The organism is Butyrivibrio sp. WCD2001, assembly GCF_000424485.1.
In the GTDB taxonomy this organism is placed as follows: domain Bacteria; phylum Bacillota; class Clostridia; order Lachnospirales; family Lachnospiraceae; genus Butyrivibrio.
In genome coordinates this window covers 27079-47700 of record NZ_AUJZ01000008.1, presented here as the reverse complement: position 1 = coordinate 47700, position 20622 = coordinate 27079, and the positions used below count along the sequence as shown (strand labels likewise).

20 protein-coding genes are annotated in these 20622 nt (G+C 41.5%); 18 read left to right on the top strand and 2 right to left on the bottom strand.

Annotation, left to right across the window (positions count from 1 at the left end; translation table 11 throughout):
• The first annotated feature begins 23 nt into the window (after nucleotides 1-23).
• The 13 genes from G630_RS0109055 (at nucleotide 24) to G630_RS0108995 (ending at nucleotide 13376) form a co-directional block, all read left to right on the top strand.
• On the top strand, nucleotides 24-518 hold the full coding sequence (locus tag G630_RS0109055) for an HAD domain-containing protein (protein ID WP_026498398.1): 495 nt from the start codon (nucleotides 24-26) through the stop codon (nucleotides 516-518).
• 34 nt (nucleotides 519-552) lie between these two features.
• A complete protein-coding gene (locus tag G630_RS0109050; RefSeq protein ID WP_026498397.1) occupies nucleotides 553-1152 on the top strand; it encodes an aminoglycoside 6-adenylyltransferase in 600 nt (199 codons plus the stop codon).
• Nucleotides 1095-1973 (top strand): SPL family radical SAM protein, encoded by an 879-nt coding sequence (locus G630_RS0109045; protein ID WP_026498396.1) that lies wholly within the window; start codon nucleotides 1095-1097, stop codon nucleotides 1971-1973. Before G630_RS0109050 ends, G630_RS0109045 begins: the two co-directional genes overlap by 58 nt.
• Before the next feature lie 13 nt (nucleotides 1974-1986).
• Nucleotides 1987-2277: a hypothetical protein gene (locus tag G630_RS0109040; protein WP_026498395.1), complete on the top strand. Its 291-nt coding sequence runs from the start codon at nucleotides 1987-1989 to the stop codon at nucleotides 2275-2277.
• Nucleotides 2240-2566 (top strand): hypothetical protein, encoded by a 327-nt coding sequence (locus G630_RS0109035; RefSeq protein WP_155831961.1) that lies wholly within the window; start codon nucleotides 2240-2242, stop codon nucleotides 2564-2566. Before G630_RS0109040 ends, G630_RS0109035 begins: the two co-directional genes overlap by 38 nt.
• Entirely contained in the window at nucleotides 2542-3336 is a 795-nt protein-coding gene (locus G630_RS0109030) for a class I SAM-dependent methyltransferase (protein ID WP_242829921.1), read from the top strand. The genes G630_RS0109035 and G630_RS0109030 overlap by 25 nt, the downstream gene beginning before the upstream one ends.
• 129 nt (nucleotides 3337-3465) lie before the next feature.
• Nucleotides 3466-4176: a hypothetical protein gene (locus tag G630_RS0109025; protein ID WP_026498392.1), complete on the top strand. Its 711-nt coding sequence runs from the start codon at nucleotides 3466-3468 to the stop codon at nucleotides 4174-4176.
• Entirely contained in the window at nucleotides 4173-4823 is a 651-nt protein-coding gene (locus tag G630_RS25035) for a CD3324 family protein (protein ID WP_196805774.1), read from the top strand. Before G630_RS0109025 ends, G630_RS25035 begins: the two co-directional genes overlap by 4 nt.
• A 117-nt stretch (nucleotides 4824-4940) precedes the next feature.
• A complete protein-coding gene (locus G630_RS21300; protein ID WP_049946155.1) occupies nucleotides 4941-7277 on the top strand; it encodes a DUF3160 domain-containing protein in 2337 nt (778 codons plus the stop codon).
• Nucleotides 7274-8701: a CapA family protein gene (locus G630_RS0109010; RefSeq protein ID WP_022762994.1), complete on the top strand. Its 1428-nt coding sequence runs from the start codon at nucleotides 7274-7276 to the stop codon at nucleotides 8699-8701. The genes G630_RS21300 and G630_RS0109010 overlap by 4 nt, the downstream gene beginning before the upstream one ends.
• A gap of 58 nt (nucleotides 8702-8759) precedes the next feature.
• On the top strand, nucleotides 8760-9854 hold the full coding sequence (locus G630_RS0109005; protein ID WP_026498391.1) for an NHL domain-containing protein: 1095 nt from the start codon (nucleotides 8760-8762) through the stop codon (nucleotides 9852-9854).
• Between the two features lie 24 nt (nucleotides 9855-9878).
• On the top strand, nucleotides 9879-12398 hold the full coding sequence (locus G630_RS0109000; RefSeq protein ID WP_026498390.1) for a clostripain-related cysteine peptidase: 2520 nt from the start codon (nucleotides 9879-9881) through the stop codon (nucleotides 12396-12398).
• Between the two features lie 24 nt (nucleotides 12399-12422).
• On the top strand, nucleotides 12423-13376 hold the full coding sequence (locus G630_RS0108995; RefSeq protein WP_026498389.1) for a 3'-5' exonuclease: 954 nt from the start codon (nucleotides 12423-12425) through the stop codon (nucleotides 13374-13376).
• Here G630_RS0108995 and G630_RS21295 read toward each other — a convergent pair.
• Nucleotides 13371-14792: a D-alanyl-D-alanine carboxypeptidase family protein gene (locus G630_RS21295; RefSeq protein ID WP_049946154.1), complete on the bottom strand. Its 1422-nt coding sequence runs from the start codon at nucleotides 14790-14792 to the stop codon at nucleotides 13371-13373. The two genes, G630_RS0108995 and G630_RS21295, sit on opposite strands and share 6 nt — an antisense overlap.
• Before the next feature lie 135 nt (nucleotides 14793-14927).
• Between G630_RS21295 and trmB the strand changes: the two genes are divergently transcribed.
• The 3 genes from trmB (at nucleotide 14928) to G630_RS0108975 (ending at nucleotide 16891) form a co-directional block, all read left to right on the top strand.
• Nucleotides 14928-15566 carry a tRNA (guanosine(46)-N7)-methyltransferase TrmB gene (gene trmB / locus G630_RS0108985; RefSeq protein ID WP_022762999.1) on the top strand — a complete coding sequence of 213 codons (639 nt, stop codon included), beginning with the start codon at nucleotides 14928-14930 and terminating at the stop codon, nucleotides 15564-15566.
• Nucleotides 15567-15623: 57 nt separating this feature from the next.
• Nucleotides 15624-15947 carry a thioredoxin gene (gene trxA, locus G630_RS0108980; protein ID WP_022763000.1) on the top strand — a complete coding sequence of 108 codons (324 nt, stop codon included), beginning with the start codon at nucleotides 15624-15626 and terminating at the stop codon, nucleotides 15945-15947.
• A 119-nt stretch (nucleotides 15948-16066) separates the two neighbouring features.
• Nucleotides 16067-16891, top strand: a complete 825-nt coding sequence (locus G630_RS0108975; protein WP_022763001.1) for an SH3 domain-containing protein — start codon at nucleotides 16067-16069, stop codon at nucleotides 16889-16891.
• Here G630_RS0108975 and G630_RS0108970 read toward each other — a convergent pair.
• The gene (locus G630_RS0108970; protein WP_022763002.1) at nucleotides 16882-17334 is read right to left on the bottom strand and encodes a hypothetical protein; all 453 of its coding nucleotides are present in this window, start codon (nucleotides 17332-17334) and stop codon (nucleotides 16882-16884) included. The two genes, G630_RS0108975 and G630_RS0108970, sit on opposite strands and share 10 nt — an antisense overlap.
• 31 nt (nucleotides 17335-17365) lie before the next feature.
• Here G630_RS0108970 and murI point away from each other — a divergent pair, with 31 nt between their 5' ends.
• Both murI and nrdD read left to right on the top strand, forming a co-directional pair.
• On the top strand, nucleotides 17366-18196 hold the full coding sequence (gene murI, locus G630_RS0108965) for a glutamate racemase (protein ID WP_026498388.1): 831 nt from the start codon (nucleotides 17366-17368) through the stop codon (nucleotides 18194-18196).
• Between the two features lie 141 nt (nucleotides 18197-18337).
• A complete protein-coding gene (gene nrdD, locus G630_RS0108960) occupies nucleotides 18338-20554 on the top strand; it encodes an anaerobic ribonucleoside-triphosphate reductase (RefSeq protein WP_026498387.1) in 2217 nt (738 codons plus the stop codon).
• The last annotated feature ends 68 nt before the right edge of the window (nucleotides 20555-20622 follow it).

Sequence of the window (20622 nt, the reverse complement as noted above, 5' to 3'; positions counted from 1 at the left end):
TTTTAAGGGCAGACAGGATAATTATGAGTAATGTAATATTTCTTGACGTTGATGGAGTTCTGAATTCAAAGTTCTGGGACAATGAGCATCAGCGAGAAATAAGTGAGGGCAAATACGTAGATATTGAAAAGGTAAGGCTATTGGGAAGCCTTGTGAAAAGGACTGGTGCTAAGATAATTCTCCACTCAGGCTGGAGATTTTGGTTTGACAAATCAATGAAACCACTTAGGCCGGAAGCTGCGTTTTTTGCTGATACAATGAAGAGCGAAGGCATTAGGATTGCAGGAATTACACCGGACTTAACTACGGAAGAGATAAGAAAGACTAAGAAATTCAGTATGGTTAAGGCTGATGAAATACTGCTGTGGTTAGAAGAGAATTCATATGATAATTGGGTAGTGCTGGATGATCTCGCGTTAAATAATATTGAAATAGAAAAACATCAGGTTAAGACGGATGCAGAGGTAGGACTTACTGTAATGGATGTCGAAAAAGCAGTAGCTATACTTGCCGGGTGACAAAATTAGTAGATTCAAGCAGAAAGACATATTCATGAGAACAGAAAAAGAAATAATAGATATAGTGTTAGATGTGGCAAAAAATGATGATGCAGTCAGAGCAGTAATCAGAACAGAGTTGCTTCCTGTCAGGGAGTATTTGTATTCTTATCAGTTCTGCTTTATTGTGGATGACATTGAAAAATACGATGATGATAGCATCTTCGAGACTTGCTTTGGAAAACGAGTTTTATTATACAGAGGGGATAAGAATTATTCGGAGATGTTCGATAATACAAAGGCTCATTTGATGGTGTTAGCAGATGGAATCACTCTCGTTATAAATGCTATGGACAAAGAAACGTTCATTAGAAGGTTTAACAGAGAAAATGAGTATGAAAATGTATGGATAGGGGATACATATCAAAAGATTCTGGATAAAGAAAATATTTTGCCTGACATAGAACGCCTTAAGGAAACTCAGACTATATTCCAAGGCATTCCCACGGAAGATGAATTCGTAAATACCTGCAATGAGTTCTGGTGGGTAATGAAGACATTTGCAGAATACACTCTGCGAAAGGAGAAGGTGAAGAGATGCATTTTACTGATGCGAAAGGCATTTTATCCGGAAAAAATGGATACTTTGGGATGAATATATACCGTGGATGTACCCACGGTTGTATTTATTGTGACAGCAGGAGTAAATGCTATCAGTTCACACATCCTTTTGAGGATATTGAGGTAAAGCAGAATGCACCCGAGCTCCTTGAACAGGCACTAAGGTCAAAAAGAAAAAAGTGCATGATTGGGACAGGGGCGATGTCGGATCCTTATATGCATTGTGAGAAGGAACTTCTGCTAACGAGGCGATGCCTTGAAATTATTTTGGAGAATGGTTTTGGGGCAGCAGTTCAGACAAAATCAGATTTAATACTTCGGGATATTGACCTTCTTTCAGAAATAAATCGCAGTGCAAAATGTGTAGTCCAAATTACACTTACAACCTATGATGATGAGTTGTGTAAAATTCTTGAGCCAAATGTCTGCAACACAAAACGTCGTATAGAGGTCTTGGAAATGATGCGTGAACGAGGCATTCCTACAGTTGTATGGCTGACACCAATACTTCCGTTTATCAATGATACAAAAGAAAACATAGAAGCTATTCTGAATGAATGCGTTAGGACAGGAGTAAAGGGCATCATCGATTTTGGAATGGGTCTTACTCTCAGGGAAGGCGACAGGGAGTACTATTATGCTGCGCTTGATAAGAATTTTCCCGGGATAAAAGAGAAATACATAAAGCGATATGGTAATGCATATGAACTTCCAAGTCCTAATTCAAAAGAGTTGAAAACGCTGTTTCGGAATATTTGTAAGGAAAATAATATCCTTTCAACACCAAAAGAGTGTTTTGAATTTATACAGGAGATGCCGGATAAGTATAAGCAGATGAGCCTGTTTGATTTGTAACCGGAGAAAAATAATGATAAATATTAGTGATGAGACTATCCTTGAAATAGTTCAGTGTCATTGGGATTTGGATAATCCTGAAATAGGAGAGAGGTTCAATGAAGAATCTGCAAGGCTGATGTTTAAAATCAAAACAGAGACTCAGGATTATCTACTGAAAGGCTTACCTGACTCAGTACTTGAGAGTACGATAAAGAGTAATACTTCAGCGCACCTATATCTGGGCAATGAAAATGGTATGGCGCCAGGAATTTTTGCCGCGAAGGATGGAAATTATTATATTAAAGATCATGGGAATTGGTAGCAGGTACTTAGATTTGGGTTGGCCATTTATAATGCAGTTTGTGGATTTCAACCACGATACAGAAGAGATGACTTACAGATTTGATTTGGCGAGGAGTTTTTTGAGAGGGTATTTCGGCACGGAAGAAATATCAAGAGAAGAGTTTGATTTGATATTTAAAGGTGCTGAGCAGATGCATATTTCATATATGCAGGTTTATGGGCCTTATGCGGTCGATTCATTATGGAAGATTTTGAAGTTCGGTATAGAACAGAAAAATAAATTATGGGAAAAGATAAAAAAGGGGTGAATGATTTGGAAGAGTATAGCTTACAACACAAGAAAGCCTGGGAGTTTGATGCATATGATTTCTGGGTAAGAAATGCGGGGACACCGGAAGAGAGAGCAGCTAAGGATAAGGAAAATCCCGGAAAGATGCTTAAACATTATGCAAACTATTTTGATTCATATGAGGGAATTAAGGTTGCCAATATATGCGGATCATGCGGTAAGAAGGCCGTTCCGCTGGCACTTCTTGGAGCAGAGGTAACTGTTTTTGATATTTCTGAAGCCAATAAGAAATATGCAATGGAAACAGCCAAGGCAGCAGGTACCACAATTGGATATGAAGTCTGCGACATCATGGAAATTGACATGAGCAAATATGAAGGCTTTTTTGATGTGGTATTCATGGAAGGCGGAATTTTGCACTACTTCCATGATATAGATGCCTTTATGAAAGTGATGAACAAGCTTTTAAAACCAAATGGAAAAATGATTTGCAGTGATTTCCACCCATTTACAAAGATTTCAGATGCGCTTGGTCTGCAGCAGCCTACCATGAGCTATTTTTCTACAGATATTTTTGAGGGTGAGATGGCACATGCCAGATTTTATGAAGAAGAAATCCGTAAGCAGATTCCCAAATGTCAGTATCGAAAGTACACAATTAGTGAGATCATCAACTCCATAATAGGAAATGGCTTTACTTTGGAAAGATTTGATGAACACCCGTCCTGGGAGAATGATATGCTTCCCGGTGAGTTCACAGCTATCGCAATAAAAAAAAGAGTAATTTAGGTATAGTTCTGTTATAACGGTTCTCTCTATTTGATTACAGGACAGACGCTGATATCATCATAATTGTAAAAGCGCTGATACAAAAGACAAAGTAAACATTACATAAGACAAATAGATGAGGACAAAAACATGAACAGAGATATTTTTATAAGAAACCTTACTAAGGAAAAATTAGAGATGAGCCCTAAGGGCAGAAGCGCAAGTGAACTTTCTCCTGAAGAATTTGAGAAGAGTTATGAAAACTTTTTCGACATGATCTTTGAGATTGCAGCTACCGATGTATCTTCTGTAGAAGGCTACGGAGAGTTTGATGAGAACAACAGAGCTCCATTTGAGAGTCTTGAAGCTTTCATCCGTGATGATATGCTCGGTGATCCTGAGGAAGGTTATTGGAAGAACTGGAAGGAAATGTTCGGAACCACCTTCCTTGAGGAAGATTATTACAACGAGATTGCATCAAAAGCTCTTAAGTATGCGCCGTTTTGCGAAGGTCAGAGATTTCTTGCCAACAACAACACATTCTTCTGCAATATGATCGTTGGAGAAGACGGAAAGACCTACTGCGCTGACTGGGGAAGAGCCGGAATAATGGATTATCTGATGGATTTTGTAATCCTTGATCTCAATAAGCCATATCTTCTGGTTCCGGAAAAGCTCTATGAATATGCAAAGAAAAAGAATATTAAAATTGAGAATTTCAAAGAGCGTTTCTTGTGCATGGCTTATTACAAAGGAATTGTTACACTCAGATGGCATGCTTCAATAGATGACCTTGAATCCTGCAATTCAATCGTAAAATCCATAAATGCTCTTGAAGAAAGAATGAATAAGCTTGTATGAAATACGAAAATGCCAAAAACATTTTGCCTGAAAAACTATTAGAGGAAGTTCAAAAGTATGCGGGCGGGAAAGTGATATATATTCCTAAGAAAGAATCCGCTAAGGGATGGGGCGAAGCATCCGGCTATAGAGAAAGACTCAATAAGCGAAATGCCATGATCTGCAATCGCTACTCTGCGGGACACTCTATCATGGAAATAGCAGAAGAATTCTATCTTTCACCTGAAACCATCAAAAAGCTGGTATACGGAAAGAAAGTGAATCTTCCGATGTTTTCGCCCACCATCACCTCAGCAGAGAATTACGCATCACAGGGACTTGGAGAAGAATGGGTGCGTATGTATCTGAGCTCAATGGATAAAGATGCTCCCGATTACTCAGAGTATTTTATGTCTGAGCTTGTCAGAATTCCATTAAGGCTCATCGGCACAGAAAATGATGAGCAGATATATTCAAGAGCAGAGGACTTTTCTGATCTTCCGCTCATAGTATTATATGAAAATCATGTTTTTTCTGTGCCATATCAGCAAGACTATCTGAATTGTTTGAAGCAGGCAAGACGAAATTCTCATTACGCCTTCGTTTTTGCAAGAAATGAAGAATACAGTTTTTTCTGGAATAACTTTGGGAAGAATTTCCGAAGATAGTAAATGAAAATTGCACCGTTGCATGAATTGAGCAGTTTTTTCTATTTGTTTAATATGTGATATACTTTTTATAGTTGCAACAAAAACGCAATACAGTTTTTTAATGAGGGTTTTAGTATGAAGAAAAAGGTTGTTACTATATTATTGACGTTATCTATGGTCTTATCAGGATGCGCGGGTAGCACCACTCCGGGAAATAGTGTGAGTGACCAGACTGATCTTGGTGATAAAGCAAAGGACTCAGAAGATACAACAGAGGCTGCTGTTGATGAAAAAACCGAGAGCAGCGACGATGATGCTTCTGTGAAAAATGAGGAGCCGGAAGAAACGACTGATGAAACCACAGATTCGCAGGAAGATGAAGGCGGATCTGATTATGATGTCATCAATTTGTCTCTGCTTGGAGACAAGGAAGAAATCTATTACGACGAGAACCTTGTTCCGTCCATCCCTGCATATTCCGTGGCAGAAGATTTTTCAAATGTAGAATATCATAAACGCTTTGCAGGACTCTTTGAGACTGAGTATGAGGACGAATACAATAATGTAACGGATTTCAGAAACATGCTGATAAAGAATTCTTTTGCTGTGACAGAAAGCAATGAAGATGAATTCTTTGATGTTTATGAAGATAATCGTTACGACTATTTCCCAAGCTTTGTAACAGTGGATTCACTGATGCATACTTATCACCTGTATTTTGCATTCCTTATGAAAAATACGGAAAAGAAGTTTTTGTCGGATAAGCTAATGAGCCTTACTGACAATATGCTTGAAATTACTCAAAAACAATATGAAGAATTAAAGGGAACAGACTGGGAAAAAGCAGCATTTAATAATCTCGCCTTTTTCTATATAGGATCCCTTCTTCAGGGTGGGAATAATAAAGCTCCGATAAATGATAAGAATTTTGAAGACCTTGTAAGCGCTGAGTATGACAAAATCATGTCGGCTGACGGCATTAGTGTATGCGGACTCACTGAACTTAACGAGGATTATTCTCAGTACAAGGTAAGGGGTTACTACGAAGGAGATGAAATTCTGGAGAAATACTTCAGAGCCATGATGTGGTATGGACGTATTCCGTTTGAGCTTGAATCCGAAGAGAGAGTTAAGAGCGCAGTACTCATGACTATGGCGATAGATGAAAAGCCTGAGGAATGGGCTGATATCTACAGTGTAACAAGCTTCTTTGCAGGAGCTTCCGATGATCCGGGATATAACGTTTTTGCTGATCTTGTAAAGACCTGCTATGGAAAAATGCCGGCAGCAGCAGATTTATCTTCCGATAGTTCATCATTGGATAAAGTCGTAAAGGCAGCAGAGAAACTGGATCCTCCGCAGATTAATTCGGTTCCCGTTTACGAAGATGAAGAGGTTGTTATACCTTCCTTCAGATTTATGGGACAGAGATTTACCATAGATGCTTCAATAATGCAGCGCCTTGTATATCGAAATGTCCAGGAAAACAGTAACGGAGATAACAGATATCTTCCGGATACGCTTGATACGGCAGCAGTCCTTGGTTCTGATACTGCTTATTCAATTCTTGATGAGAATGGAGCAACGGATTATAAGAATTACACCGACAATCTCACTGTCCTTAAAGGTTTCTTTAGTGGTGACAACAATGAGCTCTGGAACGCAAGCCTTTATTCCGGATGGCTCAATACGCTGAGACCGTTGTTCGAGAAAAAGCCTGAAGGATATCCTTCATACATGCTGTCAGACGAATGGGAAAAGAAAGACCTGGAAACCTTCGCAGGTTCATATGCCGAGCTTAAGCACGATACCATTCTGTATGCCAAGCAGATAATGGCAGAGATGGGCGGCGGTGAGGATGATGAGGACATTCCGGACGACAGGGGCTATGTAGATCCTGAACCCGTTGTCTACAGCAGATTTTTATTCCTCTCAAACAAAACAAAAGAGGGACTGAAAAATATGGGAATGCTTGAGTCTTCCGCAGAAAAAGATCTTGATCTGCTTTCCGATATGGCTAAAAAGCTTCTTGATATTTCCGAAAAAGAGCTGAAAAATGAATCCCTTAGTGATGAGGACTACGAATTTATCAGATGCTACGGTGGTAACCTTGAGCATTTCTGGGTTGAAGTAAATAAAGATACGGTGGAGGGACTTGCATACAGTTACCAGGCACCATGTCCTATTGTTGCTGATATCGCAACTGATCCCAACGGATCGGTTCTCGAAGTAGGTACCGGCGGAGCTGACCGTATATATGTAGTATTTCCTATTGACGGCAAACTCCATGTTGGACGAGGCAGCGTATACAGCTTCTACCAATTTGAGGTACCGATATCAGAAAGAATGACAGACTCCGAGTGGAGAGGAAGACTTAACGGCGGATATCTGGATGATGATTGGAACTGGGTTGAAGCGGAATCCACACCTGACAAACCGCAGTGGACTATGAGTTATCGCGTGAAGAGATGAAAAAAATTTTGAGTTCAAAAAAATCAGTGTGGCTGCTGCTTGTAATAGCGGCAGCCATTTGCTGCATATATTGGGCGCTGCTCTTACCCTCGTGGGTTTCCTGGCAGGAAAAGGAATTTACGTCAGATGCCGGAATCGAATGTCACCTAAAAAGAAAAAAGGTTACACTGACTGACAGAGACGGAAATCTTTTATGGACAAACAAAAAGGAATTAAAGATTCAGGATGCCTTTATTACTGATATAGACAGAAACGGTGACGAGGAACTGATTCTTCTTTTATGGAAGAGAGGACGCTACGGAAATGAAAAACCCTTCTGGGTTACAGGGGATGAGATCAGTTATTCTCAGCATATTTTCATATATGATATCTCGGAAGACGGAGATATAGATTCCAAGTGGTTTGCATCGGATATAGGCAGACTTGTGACCAGAATGAAACTGCTTGAGAGAGATGAAGCGATAATCCTCACAGAAGACAGAAATAATGATAATACTCTATGGATATGGAGCTCGTTTGGCCTTAAGAACATCGATAATGAGGTGAAATTCGCGGCTTTCGGAGACAACATTATCCATAAGAGTCTTTATGAGTACGCGTATACCAATAAGCACGGCGATTTCAGCTTTCTCTATGAGCCTTTTATAAAGGAGATAGAATCTGCCGACATAGCTTCAATTCAAGCGGAGACCATACTGGTGGATAAGCCCTCCGCTGTTTCCGGATATCCGCAGTTTGGATCTCCGATAGAGGTTGGAGAAGCCATAAAAAATGCGGGCTTTGATATTGCGGTATGCGGGAATAATCATGCTCTTGATAAGGGAATTTACGGCATAGATGTAACGACTTCATTTTATAAAAATAATGACATAACCTGCATTGGAATACAGGGAAGCAGCGACAAGGCATACAGACCGTACGAAATAATAAGTAAAAACGGTATACGGATTGCTCTTTTCAGTTATACCTACGGAACAAACGGGATGGATATGTCCGAAAAGTATCCCTACGCTGTCCATTACATTCCGAAGACAGAAAAGGAAAAGGAACAGTGTGTAAACGATATACAAGATGCGAAAAAAGAAGCGGATTTTATCGTTGTCTATGCTCACTGGGGAGATGAATACACAAAAAGTATAAGTGATGACCAGAGAGAATTTGCCTATCTCCTGTGTGATGCGGGAGTAGATGTGGTAATAGGAACACATCCTCACGTACTTCAATACGTTCAGACACTTGAAAGAGAGGATGGCGGTGAGACGCTTGTGTACTATTCTCTTGGGAACTTCCGTGCAGATCAGAAACAGGATGAAGCTACCAGACTTGGAGGAGAGGCATATTTTACTATAGAGCACACCTTTGACGGAATAAGGATAAAGGATTATGAGCTTAAAGAAATAGATGCCGTAGTACAGCGGAAATAGGCATTATTTGTGATATACTCATAATAGTAGTGATTATAGATTCTTGTGGGGGAGTCTTATGAACAAAAAAAAGAAAAAAGGATTTAAGTGGGTAATCGTTTTTCTTGTACTTTTGGTAACAACATTTACCGTGTCCATGGTGGCCTGCGGCCTTTTTAAGGAAAAACAGGAAAAAGCCGCACAGGAAGAGAGTGCTGAGGAGACAGAGGAAGCTTATATTGAAGAAACTTCATCTGATTCCTCGGAAAAAGTAGTTGGGATTCAAAATGAAAATAGCATAGATTTTAATCTTGATGCTCTTCCGGATACCGTTGAACCCGGCGGAATGTGCGTGTTTGAAGACGCCCTCTATGTAACGGACTCCTACTCAAAGTGTGTATGGAAGGTTACTGAGAGCGGAGCAGAAATATTTGCCGGTGCCGACAGTGAGAAAGATGCGTATGACAAACCGCAGGGAGGCTATAATGATGCAGATCCTGCGCAGGCTCTTTTTAAACTGCCCTGGGATGTGAGTGCTTATGGAGCCGGAATAGCTGTATCGGATACAGACAACGGAGTTATTCGTATAGTAAGCGCAGATAAAGTCGAAACTGTGCTGAATTCATCCGGTGATTCGGAGAGTTTTGAGTTCCCGACAGGCATGGCATCAGATGAGAACGGAAACCTCTTTGTTTCAGATACACATGCCAATAGTATCAAGATGATAACATCAGGAGGAGACATCATAACTCTTCTTGATGATCTTAACTGTCCCATGGGACTTGGATATAATTCCGGATTTCTCTATATTGCTGAGACCGGGAATAACAGAATTTTAAGAGTTAACGTATCGGATGCTTCTTCAAAAAAATCCTCCGGGGATATAGAGGTTGTAGCCGGAAGTGGAACCGAGGGATTTACGGACGGGGATGCATCTGCAGCGACTTTTTCTTCACCCAAGGCTGTTGCGGTTGCAAATGACGGTACTGTTTTCGTTGCTGATACGGTAAACGGCGCAGTAAGAAGAATCAGTGATGGTCAGGTGACAACAGTGGAAGTAAAGGATGAAAAAATACCTGATGCAGAACTGGTATCTCCGGTGGGAATGTGCATGCAAGGGGGAAGATTATATATTGCCGACAGTTTTGGCAAAAAAATCTATGTAATAGAGTAAGCAAGAGGAAAGGTGGAAAAAGTTATGGCGGATCAACCGATCAGGAGAAAGAAAAACATTGAAGAAGGGGGAACCGGAGTCTATAAGAGAGGTGACGGACTCGGAGGAGGACCCGTAGGATCATCTGACGGTTATTCGGGAAAAGGTGGCGGATCCGGAACAACAGGAGGAGGCGGACCTCAGAGAAGCGGAGGTGGCAGAAGTCCTCTTTCCATAATAATTATACTGGCGATATTACTTCTTGGAGGCGGTGGCGGTATCGGAAGTCTCATGGGAGGATTTTCCGGAGGAAACGAGACTGCTTATACGAATACGCAGTCACAGACTAATTCTACCCCGCAGACAACAACTACTACTTCGGGAACACAGAATACAACGCAGCAAAATGACACTACATCTGCACAGAGTGGCAGTAACAGTGCCGGTAGCTCACAGATGGGTTCTCTTTTGGGAACACTTCTTGGCGGAGGCACGGGATATTACGGTCAGGCAAGCAGCCAGTGGAGTGAAACTCCCAATACAGGTAATCTGAACAAAGATGTCGCTGATGGTTCCAGAGATAAGAGAACCGTTTTAAAGGGCGACGGAACAGACACCACCACAATTATGGTGTATATGTGCGGAACAGATCTTGAGTCCAGAAGCGCTATGGCGACGAAGGATCTTCAGGAAATGATGGGCGCGGATCTTTCCGATAACATTAATATTATTGTTTATACGGGTGGTTGTAAGAACTGGCAGAACAACCTTATTTCCAGCAGAACCAATCAGATATATCAGGTTAAAAAGGGAGGACTTGCTCTTTTGCAGGATGGCCTTGGCGAGAAGCCTATGACAGATCCTGCTAATCTGACTTATTTTGTAAAATGGGCGAGCGAAAACTTTAAAGCTGACAGATATGATCTTATTTTCTGGGATCACGGCGGCGGCTCGGTCAGCGGTTACGGTTATGATGAAAAATTCGCACGAAACGGCTCAATGGATTTGTCTCAGATTAACAAGGCCCTTAAGGACAGCGGAATAACCTATGACTTTATCGGATTTGATGCCTGCCTTATGGCAACAGTTGAGACGGCTCTTGTTGCATCCAATTATGCGGATTACATGATTGCCTCAGAGGAGACAGAACCCGGTGTTGGCTGGTTTTACACACCCTGGTTAAATGAATACTCCAAAAATCCTTCAATGGAAACTCCTGAGCTGGCTAAACTTATAATTGATTCTTACACTGATGAATGTGCAAAAACCTGCAGAGGCCAGAAGACGACACTTTCGCTGATTGACCTCGCCGAGCTTCAGAATACTGTGCCCGGAGAGTTAAAGGATTTTGCGACAGAAACGTCGGAAAAAATATCCAATAAGGAATATAAGCTTGTTTCAAATGCGAGATCCGAGGCCAGAGAATTTGCTGCTTCCTCAAGAATAGATCAGGTGGATCTCATTCATCTTGCAACAAACATGGGTACGGAAGAGTCAAAAGAGCTTGCCGAGGCACTTAAAGGGTGCGTAAAGTACAACAGAACCAGTCAGAGCATGACAAATGCTTATGGACTGTCGATTTATTTTCCTTATAAAAAGACTTCGAAGGTGGACAACATGGTCAACACCTACGAAGCCATCGGAATGGACAGCAGCTATGCTGATTGTATTCAGAAGGCAGCATCCATGGAGGTTGCCGGTCAGGTTGCAGCAGGCGGAACAACTTCTCCTGCAGGAAGTCTTTTCGGTGATGTGAGCGGTCAGGGACAGAGTGTTTCCAGCGCAGATGTGCTTATCCAATTATTCGGAGCCATGATGTCAGATGGTGTTTCAGGTGTATCGGGGCTTGATGCATCCAACTCCTCATTCTTTGGAAGAGGACTTGACGTTGAGACTATGGCTGAGTATGTTGCAGAGAATCGCTTTGACTTAGACAATCTCATGTGGACTGAAAATGCAGATGGGGAATCGGTAATCCAGATGTCCGCGGAGCAGTGGGAGCTTGTTTCAGACCTTGATGTAAATATGTTCTATGACGATGGCACAGGATATATTGATCTCGGACTTGATAATTCCTACGACATTGATGCAGACGGAAATCCCGTAGCTCCTTCAGACAGAACCTGGATTTCCATAGATGGTCATCCGGTTGCATACTATCGTCTGGATACCCAGGGGGATTCAGACAACTACGCTATAACAGGAAGGGTTCCCTGTGAGGTAAACGGAGTAAGGGCAAATCTTATTCTTGTATTTGATTCTGAAAACGAGGATGGCTATATTGCAGGTGTAAATTATGACTATGTCGAAGGAGAGACTGAGACTGTAGCAAAGAACCTCACTGAACTTGTAAAAGGCGATACAATAGATTTCCTTTGTGACTTTTATGATTATGATCAGGTATTCCAGGATAAATATCATCTTGGAGAGACCCTGACTATTGAAGGTGATATGAAGGATTTGCACATTGCAAACACTTCCGTGGGAGATGGAAAAGTTCTCGTAACCTTCAAATTCACTGATATGTATGGTCAGGAACACTGGACACCTGCCAAAGAGTATTAATGCTGATGAGGATTTAGGTAAAGAATGGGTAATTACATTGTCTTCGACCTTGAGTGGAATCAGGGGAAAACAGTAAAAGAGCGAAACGGCAAATCCCTGCCCTTTGAGATTATTGAGATCGGTGCGGTTCGTATCGATGAAAATATGAACAGGACAGGTGAATTCAGCAGACTCATAAGACCGCAGGTATATAAAAAGATGCATAAGATAACAGAAGATCTTATCCATATATCAATGGAGGATCTTCAGAAGGGTGATGATTTCGTTACTGTTATTACCGAATTCCTGGAGTGGTGCGGTGAGGAACCGACATTTTGTACCTGGGGACCTCTTGATCTTACTGAGCTTCAGCGCAATATGGATTTTTACGATCTCCCGCTACTTTCAGACAGACCGCTTCCGTTCTATGATGTTCAGAAGCTTTTCAGCATCCAGTATGAAGACGGAAAAATGCGAAGGTCGTTGGAGCATGCTACAGACAGCCTCGGAATGGAAAAGGACGGGGCCTTCCACAGAGCTTTGTCGGATGCGGATTATACAGCCAGAATATTCTGTGAGCTGAGTCGCAAGGTCTTTTATAACTACTCATTTGATAATTATGTGACTCCCAAGACCAAAGACCAGGAAGTTCATATAATCTTTGAGCATTATGCAAAATATATTTCAAGAGAATTCAGGACGAGGGAAGAACTGTTATCAGATCCCGAAGTAATGGGGACAAAGTGTTATATCTGTAATAAGCCCATAAAGCGGAAGGTGAAATGGTTTTCCAATAACGGAAAACACTTTTACAGCGTATCGCTTTGCAAAGAGCATGGATATATGAGAGCTAAAGTCCGTGTTAAAAAGGCGGAAAGCCAGAAGTATTATGCGGTTAAGACTCTTAAATTTATTACAGATAAAGAAATGCTGGAAATGAAGGCAAAATCCGAAAAGAAAAGCTTCAACAGGCTTTCGGACCATAAGAAAAACTCATAATTTCGGACCGCTTCTTTTCCTTGCTTCACGTTTTCTTCTGTTAAGTCTTTTACGATCTTCTCTGCTTCCACCAAAGCTATAAGTGCTGATTAGCGAAGATATATAGATAAGAAGAATTAGTGAAAAGCCGGCAAAGGCAAAATATGTAATGATCTGTTTCATGTTTAAATATATGGTTTTAATGTCTCTGTCTTCAGAAGCTGCCTGAGAGGATGATGCCTGAGAGACGAGAATATGTCCGGAACCTATAGGTACATCGTTAAATGAGTAATTAATGGTGGCTATCACATTTGATGAACCATCTTCATTATCATAGGATACTGTTGATGTGGCATCCGAGAGTGAGGAATTAACAGGAAGGATCACATAATCCGATTTTCCAAACTCAAGAACAGAAGTGGGGGCTTTGAAAATATCGTTTCCGGATGAGAAAAAGGCGTTATCCCTCGGGATATATCCGCTTTCTTCACTTTTAATATTTACTGTTATAAAATTGTTGAAACCATAGTCAAATAAAGTTACCGTATCCGTAAACTGTGAGGGAGATTCCTCCATAAAAACGACACAGACAAGCTTCATGCCACCGCGCTCTGCACAGGTGACAAGAGTTTCTCTTGCCAGATCGGTATAACCGGTTTTGCCGCCGATGATGCCAGGATAAGACATTTCACCGGATATCAGTTTATGTTTATTATTAAGATAAAAATCATCGGGTTGTCCGGCGCTTGGCTCAAAGTGATATCTTGGCGTATTACCGACTCTGCAGAGGAGCTCATTTGAGAAAAACTCAGAGGAGATTAAAGCAAGATCATATGCGCTTGTATAGTGATCGGAAGCCTGAAGACCGTTAGTATTTGAGAAGTGAGTATTTGTGCATCCCAATGAAGCGGCTTTTTCATTCATAAGATCGATGAAGCCGTCAATGGATCCGCTTACATGCTCCGCAACGGCATTTGCAACTTCGTTTGCACTACCAACCATGATTCCGTAAAGGCATTCTTCAAGTGACAGATATTCACCTGCATCCATGCCGATTTTTGAACCGTCGGCGGGGACGGAGTGTATAGCTTCATAGGAAAAATCAACTCTGTCGTTAAGTCCTGCATTTTCAACCGCAAGAAGACAAGTCATTATCTTTGTGGTGCTTGCAGGGTAGAGCTCTTCATGAATGTTCTTTGCATAAAGAATTGTCCCGGTGTTGGCATCCATCAGAATTGCAGCCTCTGCACCTATTTGCGGACCAGCAGGCCATCCCGGAGTGTCATTACTTTGTATGGGCAACTCTTTTCGTGCATTCTGCGCAGCCTCAAGGTCTGTCTCCGCATGGCAAAAAGACCCGGTCTGAGTAAGCAGAACAGATATAAGAACCATGGAAATGATTATATTAAGTTTATTTATAAAACCTTTGTAATTCATAAAACTCCTTGTAGCGACAGTCTGCTAATCTATGATACACTAAAAGTGGATAAAACCAAAGATGAAGCTGCAAAAACTTTTCAATATGTAGCATTTGGTATTATAATTATTATATTGAAAGGTAGAATTTAATTTATGCGGCTTAGAAATGTAGCAGGATCCAGAGAAAGGATTGCAGAGAGCCCCTTCACAATAGATAATCCGGAGGAGCATAAGGGAAAATGGAAAGAAGTGTTCGGAAACGATAATCCCGTAAGGATAGAAGTCGGAACGGGAAAGGGACGCTTCATAATGGATATGGCAGCAGCCAATCCTGATATAAATTATGTAGGAATAGAAAAATATTCCAGTGTACTTCTAAGAGCAGTACAAAAGCAGACTGAACTTGAGCTTACCAATGTTAGATTCATAAGAATGGAAGCTGAGATCATTAATGAGGTATTTGAGGAAGGTGAGGTAGACAGAATTTATCTCAATTTCTCGGATCCCTGGCCCAAGGAGAGACATGCTCAGAGACGATTGACCTCCAGCACTTTCCTGCGGCGTTATGACCGCATTCTTAAAAAAGACGGACAATTGGAATTCAAAACAGACAACAGAGACCTTTTTGATTTTTCTTTGATGGAACTGAACACGGCTGGCTGGCATGCCGAAGCTGTGACCTATGATCTTCATAATGATGCCGTAATGAACGACGGCAATATAATGACAGAATATGAGGAGAAGTTTTCCGCTAAAGGGAATCCGATCTTCAAATATATTATTAAGCGCTAGGGTTGTTACATTAATTTATGCAAAGCGATACCACAATATCGCGGAAAGAGGTGGACGATGGCTGAGTACACATTTACAACAGACAACTTTGAGGAAGAAGTTCTCAACAGTAAGCTTCCGGTTCTTATCGACTTTATGGCTGACTGGTGTGGCCCGTGCAAGATGATGGCACCCATGATCGATGAGTTTGCTAAAGAATATGACGGAGAGCTCAAGGTTGGAAAGATAAACGTGGATGAGCAGCCTGAGATTGCTCAGAAATATGGCGTTATGTCTATCCCGATGTTTGCATTTATTAAGGACGGAGAACTTGTGGATCAGGCGGTTGGAGCTCAGAGTAAAGCTAAGCTTCAGAGTATGATTGATAAGGTTGTATCATAATCAAATTTTTGCTTATAACAAATATGTGCTATTATAGTTTCGGGTAGGCGATGCCTACCCGATTTATATTTTCATTTATAGGGGGAGATGTTGACCAAGGGATTTCCCAAGGAGAAGTCATGGCGGACAATATCAGAAATTTTAACGATTACAGAAGAAAAAACAGAAACGATGAATACTTTACAGAGGAGATAAATATAGAGATCCAGGATCCGCTGGATTTCCTTTCAGCTGATGAGAGGGAGGAGTACTACAGATCAAGACAGGCGGAAATGGATAGAGAAAGGGAGAGTCTTGCTGAGGACTCACCTGAATTTTATCTTGATGATGAGGACCTTGAACCTGTAAGTGTTGAACCCGAGAGTCCAAAAGAAAAGCCCGGATATATCAGAAAAAGGGCAAGAGAGCTGGAACGGGAAGAGCAGGTACGAGAAGAGAGAGTAAAAAAAGAAAAAGTCAAAAAAGAAAAGGTGCCAAAAGAGAAAATATATAAAGAAAAAGTGCGAAAAGAGAAGGTGCACCGGGAAAAGGTACGTAAAGATTATCGTGAAGAGGACGATAATGAGGGCGGAGTTGATCCGCTTATTATTGTAAGAATCTCTTCGATAGTTACAGGACTGATTATACTTGCTCTTATTGGAATGATATTTAAGGCTAAGGTTTATGATAAATATTTAAGACCCGATCCTGATGAAGAGCAGACTGAGGTTCAGGTAGGTGAACTCGCGGGATACACAAAGACAGGTGATAAGATAGTTACGACGGCAGACCTTAATCTGCGCAACACTCCCAGCACAGCCAGCGATGATTTTATCGTTGTTCAGGTGCCGGAAGGAACTACACTCGACAGAGTCGCTGTTAGTGATGACGGAGAATGGGCGCAGGTAAGCTATGATAATCAGCTCCTTTTTTGTGTCATGAAATACGCGACAGTTCAGGAATAGAAGGCGTGAAGCCAACCGTAGAACGGATCCAGTGCTTCACCTATATCCTCATAACTGTCACAAAGATTTTCGATTTTCTCTGTGATAGCCCCGGCCGAGACTTTTTCATTAAGAGCAAGTGACAGGCGGGCAGCTGTTTCGGATTCAAGAGGTCTTATGTCCATGTGAATAAGGATATCCTCATAAAGCCCCTCAACACTGGCGAACAGATGAGGATATTTTTTATGAATATAAGAGAGCTCATCCAGCAAGGTTTCCCTTCGCTGAAGAAGAAACAGAGTATATACGGGTTCCACTATTTCTGAAGGTTCAATCTCTTCTCTGTCGGAGCCATCGCCGTAATCGGCTTTTGATGCGTAATACTCGCAAACCTCCTGGATAAAAGGGCTTACATGCGGATCATCATATAATTTTTGAAGTTCAAATGTGTAGGATTCATTCATAATTAATAATGATACAACAACGAGGAATGATATGCGAATAGGAATTTTTGATTCCGGTGTCGGAGGCCTTTCTGTATTGAATGAGGCTTATCACAGATTTCCGGATCAGGAATACATATTTTATGCCGACACAAGGCATGTACCATATGGAACAAAGTCTGAGGAAGAGATAAAAGGCTATGTTGATGAGATTGTAAGATTTCTCATCAGCAAAGATGTCGATGCCATAGTGATTGCCTGCAACACAGCTACCAGTGTGGGTGCATCCATGGTAAGGGAAAAGTACAAGCTTCCAATTCTTGGAATGGAGCCTGCAGTGAAGCCGGCTGTTGAGGAGTGTCGTGACAACAGTAAAAGAATTCTTGTGATGGCTACTCCCGTTACCATAAGAGAGAAAAAGCTTGAGAGACTTCTTTCAAGAGTGGATTTGCAGCACAAGGCTGATTTACTTGAGATGCCGGGGCTTGTGAAATATGCGGAGAGAGAAGAATTCGACACGGAAGAGGTAAGGGATTATATCAGTAACCGCTTTTTGTCAGTTAATGCTTCCTATGAAAAGTACAGTGCGCTGGTTCTTGGATGCACACATTTTAATTATTTTAAACCTCTTTACAGAGAACTGCTGGGGGACAGCATTCATCTGATAGACGGAAACCACGGGACAATTAATCATTTGGGTGATGTTATGGGGCTAGAAGTTAAAAATGATGAAGATAAAGAGATCATTTTTAATGAACCACAAGATATTGTGGTTGGCTTCAACACCACATACTATGAGTCGGGAGACGAAATTACGGATAACGATAGATTGTCAAAATACCTTAGAATGCTGAACAGGCTTGAATTTGTAAGGAAGTTTTGATAACGGAAAATTGTTACTTGATTTATACTATATAATGTATTATAGTTTAATTGTAGCCACAAGATATAGTTTCGGGTGGCTACTATTTATCTAAAAATATAGGTATTTCCATATAAATGTACTTAAATAGGGGGTTCGCCAGTGAAGATTATTAAGAGAAGCGGTAAAGAGGTTACTTTTGATGGTGCCAAGATTTTGGCTGCTATTGAGAAAGCAAATAAGGAAGTAACTCCCGATCAGAGCTTGTCTGAAGATCAGATTAAGAGCATAGAGGCGCAGGTAGAGGATAAGTGTAACAGGCTTACCAGGGCTGCAAGCGTAGAAGAAATCCAGGATATGGTTGAGGATGGTCTCATGGAGTCCGGGAAGTTTGAGGTTGCCCGCAAATATATCACTTATCGTTATCGCCATGCCCTTGTCCGTAAGTCAAACACAACGGATGAGCAGATTATGTCTCTTATCGAGTGTAATAACGAAGAGGTTAAGCAGGAGAATTCCAACAAGAACCCCACAGTTAACAGTGTTCAGAGAGATTATATGGCAGGAGAGGTCAGCCGTGACATTACACGCAGATTCCTTCTTCCGGATGACGTAGTTAAGGCACACAAGGACGGAATCATTCATTTCCATGATTCCGACTATTTTGCTCAGCACATGCACAACTGCTGCCTTGTAAACCTTGAGGATATGCTTCAGAACGGAACGGTTATTTCCGAGACAATGATCGAACGTCCCAAGAGCTTCTCCACAGCATGTAATATTGCAACTCAGGCGATAGCACAGATTGCAAGCTCTCAGTACGGCGGACAGAGTATTACATTGTCCCACCTTGTACCGTTTGTTGATGTAAGTAGACAGAAATTCAGAAGAGAAGTTCGCCAGGAGTTTATCGATGCTGGTATGGATGCAACTGATGAACAGATAAACGATATCGCCGAGATGCGTGTGCGCAAGGAGATAGAGCGCGGTGTTCAGGTTATTCAGTATCAGGTAATCACATTAATGACCACCAACGGACAGGCACCTTTCATTACAGTATTCATGTATCTTGATGAGGTACCTGAAGGTCAGCTCAGAAACGATCTTGCTCTTGTTATCGAAGAGATGCTGAAACAGCGTATAGTCGGTGTAAAGAATGAGAAAGGCGTTTATATAACTCCTGCATTCCCGAAGCTTATCTATGTTCTTGATGAGGACAATATTCACGAGGGCACACCATATTGGTATCTCACACAGCTTGCTGCCAAGTGTACAGCAAAGAGAATGGTTCCGGATTATATCTCCGCTAAGAAGATGAAGGAATATAAGAACGGTGACGTTTATCCCTGCATGGGATGCAGAAGCTTCCTCACAGTTGACAGTGAAGACCTTGCCGAAGGTCTGTGTAACAAGGGTAATATTGCCAATGCGCAGAACTATACCGAGGGTGATCATAAGTATTACGGACGCTTTAATCAGGGCGTAGTAACCATAAACCTTGTTGATGCAGCCTGCTCATCAGGCGGAGACGAGGAGAAGTTCTGGGAGATAATGGAGGAGCGTACAGAGCTCTGTAAGAAGGCTCTTATGTGCAGACACAACCGTCTTCTTGGAACACCTTCCGATGTAGCTCCGATCCTTTGGCAGTTTGGAGCACTTGCAAGACTTAAGAAGGGTGAGACAATCGATAAGCTCTTATATGGCAATTATTCAACAATTTCTCTTGGATATGCAGGACTTTGCGAATGCACAAAGTTCATGAAGGGCGTAACTCACACCGATGCTGCAGGAAAAGACTTCGCACTCAGAGTAATGCAGTTTATGAATGATAAGTGCGCAAAGTGGAGAAAGGAAACAAATATTTCGTTCAGTTTATACGGAACACCCCTTGAGTCCACAACCTATAAGTTTGCAAGAGCACTTCAGAAACGCTTTGGAATTATTGATGGTGTTACAGACAAGAACTATATCACAAACAGCTATCACGTTCATGTAACCGAGAAGATAGATGCCTTCACAAAACTGAAGTTTGAGTCAGAATTCCAGGCACTTTCACCCGGAGGAGCTATCAGTTATGTTGAGGTTCCCAATATGAACAACAATCTCGAGGCTGTCCTCGCAGTGATGCAGTATATTTATGAGAACATCATGTATGCAGAGCTCAACACAAAGAGTGATTACTGCCAGTGCTGTGGATATAACGGAGAGATTCAGATTGAGAACGATACCGATGGCAAGCTGATCTGGAAATGCCCCAACTGTGGCAATACCGATCAGTCCAAGATGAACGTTGCAAGACGTACATGCGGCTATATCGGAACTCAGTACTGGAATCAGGGAAGAACACAGGAAATCAAAGAGCGTGTATTACATCTTTGATGAATATATGTAAAAGGGTTTAAAAGGGGCTATCAATAGGTAGCCCCTTTTTGAGAATTATTAAAGGA

Bases quoted from the DNA above. Each gene is read 5' to 3' on its own strand.
- G630_RS0109055 (WP_026498398.1), top strand. From the start codon at position 24: ATGAGTAATGTAATATTTCTTGACGTTGATGGAGTTCTGAATTCAAAG.
- G630_RS0109050 (WP_026498397.1), top strand. From the start codon at position 553: ATGAGAACAGAAAAAGAAATAATAGATATAGTGTTAGATGTGGCAAAA.
- G630_RS0109045 (WP_026498396.1), top strand. From the start codon at position 1,095: ATGCATTTTACTGATGCGAAAGGCATTTTATCCGGAAAAAATGGATAC.
- G630_RS0109040 (WP_026498395.1), top strand. From the start codon at position 1,987: ATGATAAATATTAGTGATGAGACTATCCTTGAAATAGTTCAGTGTCAT.
- G630_RS0109035 (WP_155831961.1), top strand. From the start codon at position 2,240: ATGGAAATTATTATATTAAAGATCATGGGAATTGGTAGCAGGTACTTA.
- G630_RS0109030 (WP_242829921.1), top strand. From the start codon at position 2,542: ATGGGAAAAGATAAAAAAGGGGTGAATGATTTGGAAGAGTATAGCTTA.
- G630_RS0109025 (WP_026498392.1), top strand. From the start codon at position 3,466: ATGAACAGAGATATTTTTATAAGAAACCTTACTAAGGAAAAATTAGAG.
- G630_RS25035 (WP_196805774.1), top strand. From the start codon at position 4,173: ATGAAATACGAAAATGCCAAAAACATTTTGCCTGAAAAACTATTAGAG.
- G630_RS21300 (WP_049946155.1), top strand. From the start codon at position 4,941: ATGAAGAAAAAGGTTGTTACTATATTATTGACGTTATCTATGGTCTTA.
- G630_RS0109010 (WP_022762994.1), top strand. From the start codon at position 7,274: ATGAAAAAAATTTTGAGTTCAAAAAAATCAGTGTGGCTGCTGCTTGTA.
- G630_RS0109005 (WP_026498391.1), top strand. From the start codon at position 8,760: ATGAACAAAAAAAAGAAAAAAGGATTTAAGTGGGTAATCGTTTTTCTT.
- G630_RS0109000 (WP_026498390.1), top strand. From the start codon at position 9,879: ATGGCGGATCAACCGATCAGGAGAAAGAAAAACATTGAAGAAGGGGGA.
- G630_RS0108995 (WP_026498389.1), top strand. From the start codon at position 12,423: ATGGGTAATTACATTGTCTTCGACCTTGAGTGGAATCAGGGGAAAACA.
- G630_RS21295 (WP_049946154.1), bottom strand. From the start codon at position 14,792: ATGAATTACAAAGGTTTTATAAATAAACTTAATATAATCATTTCCATG.
- trmB (WP_022762999.1), top strand. From the start codon at position 14,928: ATGCGGCTTAGAAATGTAGCAGGATCCAGAGAAAGGATTGCAGAGAGC.
- trxA (WP_022763000.1), top strand. From the start codon at position 15,624: ATGGCTGAGTACACATTTACAACAGACAACTTTGAGGAAGAAGTTCTC.
- G630_RS0108975 (WP_022763001.1), top strand. From the start codon at position 16,067: ATGGCGGACAATATCAGAAATTTTAACGATTACAGAAGAAAAAACAGA.
- G630_RS0108970 (WP_022763002.1), bottom strand. From the start codon at position 17,334: ATGAATGAATCCTACACATTTGAACTTCAAAAATTATATGATGATCCG.
- murI (WP_026498388.1), top strand. From the start codon at position 17,366: ATGCGAATAGGAATTTTTGATTCCGGTGTCGGAGGCCTTTCTGTATTG.